The 2,060-nt window shown below is 34.7% G+C and carries 2 protein-coding genes; both read left to right on the top strand.

Features of this window, described 5'->3' with window-relative positions; all coding sequences use genetic code 11:
• A partial coding sequence (locus BR02_RS0113015) for a TnsD family Tn7-like transposition protein (protein WP_157834983.1) occupies positions 1-1,465 on the top strand: 1,465 nt, incomplete at its 5' end.
• 10 nt (positions 1,466-1,475) lie between these two features.
• Complete coding sequence (locus tag BR02_RS0113010) at positions 1,476-2,006, top strand: hypothetical protein (protein WP_157834982.1); 531 nt, start codon at positions 1,476-1,478, stop codon at positions 2,004-2,006.
• Positions 2,007-2,060: the final 54 nt, after the last annotated feature.

Raw genomic sequence — 2,060 nt, 5'->3', positions numbered from 1 at the left:
GCTTATTTTAGGGATGCTATGCGGTGACTCCTTCTTTTTTGCTACTATGGAATTTTACGCTGCCATTCTCGGTACTTTTATATTACCAAAAACACTTCAAAATAGTACCGTATTAATAAGTGCTGTAAACAAACACGAATATGTTTATGCCTCGGAAGAAAACTGTATATTAAAAGAGAGTACAGAGATACAATATCAGTTACTTGAAAAGCATTTAGTACTGGCAAGAGGGGCTAAATATTTACTGAATAATACTGTAGACCAAAGGCCTCTGGAATGGTTTCAAAAACAATATCTAAATAGATTGATTAGTAGAGGTATGGCCAATGTTAATGGCAGAGTGCAACAAGAGAAACTAATCACAGAATTTGTTAACTATTATGGGGAAGAGTTTCTTAATAATGTTAATTCTATGGTATCTAATAACTATGAATTTAATTGGCTTTCTTCATTAGTGAGAAAACCAAGGAAAAGTATGCACCCCATTAGGCATTTACTCCTGACAGAATTTCTTGGGATGACTATAGATGAACTTTTTAAAGAGGAATATCAATATAAGCCTTTTGGAGAGGGCCCCTGGTTATGTTTGAATGCGGGGGCTGAACATTACAAACAGCCTGTGATTACTGATTTAAAAATAAGATATGATAGCAAAAAGAAAAAGCCCATTGGAACTTTCAAATGTTCCTGTGGGTTTGTTTATGCTCGGCAGGGCCCAGATATGGTGAAAGAAGATAGATATAAAATTGGAAGGATAAAAGAGTTTGGGAAAGTTTGGGAAACAAAATTAGGTGAATTAATAATACAAAATCTAAGTTTAAGGGAGATTGCAAAGCGTTTAAATGTTGACCCCATGACTGTTAAGAAGTATGCCAATAAATTAGGACTAATTATGGTTACACAAGAAGCTACACGGATACCACCAGTTGAGATTAGAGATACAAAAAACAAGCCAATCGAAAACGTTAGGGCAACTAATAGAGAGAAATGGCTGGAGCTGATTGGTAATTACCCAGATAAATCAAAAACAGAGTTAAGGCAATTAAATAAAGGTCTTTATGCATGGCTTTATAGGAATGACAAGAAGTGGCTAAATATAAATTCACCTTCTAAAAAACCTGCCTTAGTAGAAAACAATAGAGTTAATTGGGGAGAGCGGGACAAGGAGATCTTGCTGAAAGTAAAGGAGACTGTAGAGGAAATGCTCTCTTACGAAGGTAAGCCAGAACGGATTACGGTTAGTAGAGTTGGTAAAAAAATAGGTAAACTGGGATTATTAGAAAAGCACTTAAATAAGCTTCCACAAACGAAAGAATTTTTTGGTAATTATGTTGAGAATTTGCAGGATTTTAGGACAAGAAAGATAAATTGGGCTATTAAGGAGTTGATTGCTGAAGGCAAGGAATTGAAGGAATGGCGGATTGTAAGAAAAGCAAGGTTGAGGCTGAACACACATAGATCTTAAATTAGGTGCTATGGCTGATATAGTAGCAAGAGGTGATAATATGAGCGGGTTCCAGATGCTTATCGGGTCAACGCCAAAAGGTATTGATCTTACACAAGAACTTCATTTAGTTAAAATAGGGTTACTCTATGCTGATAGTGTGACTTTGTGTAGTCCAGGGGCACTGATGCTAAGTAATATAAACGAGTTAGGTAACTTATCAAACGTACAAAGGCTAAAAGCGCTATTACCAATTGTCTATATTTATCAACCAGCGTTAAAACAAAGTGAGCTTATTCTAAACATATATTTTAGCTTGCTTGAAGGAAATAGGAAAACAAAAAGATTTTTAATAAATAAGTTTGGCCTCAAAGAGATAAAAGATATTGAGAAGGTTGGAGAAGAACTTCGGCTAAAAATAGAGGAAATATTACAGCAATCAGGATTTTTGGAATTAGAAAAAGCGTTTAATTCAAATAAAGTAATTTTAAAATCATTCCAAAACAATGATGTAGACCAATTTGTAAGCGGTCAATACTTTTGGATAAAAAACGGCCAATAATTTTGGACGATTTTTTCCAGTTATTTAATTCCCCTGTGGATAAAATTAACGGGG

The organism is Desulfofalx alkaliphila DSM 12257 (assembly GCF_000711975.1).
GTDB classification, from domain to species: Bacteria; Bacillota; Desulfotomaculia; order Desulfotomaculales; family Desulfohalotomaculaceae; genus Desulfofalx; species Desulfofalx alkaliphila.
The sequence above is the reverse complement of the archived record's forward strand: the minus strand, read 5'-3'. Positions and strand labels throughout refer to the sequence as shown.

Excerpts from the sequence above, each read along its gene's own strand:
- BR02_RS0113010 (WP_157834982.1), top strand. The coding sequence starts at position 1,476 with ATGGCTGATATAGTAGCAAGAGGTGATAATATGAGCGGGTTCCAGATG.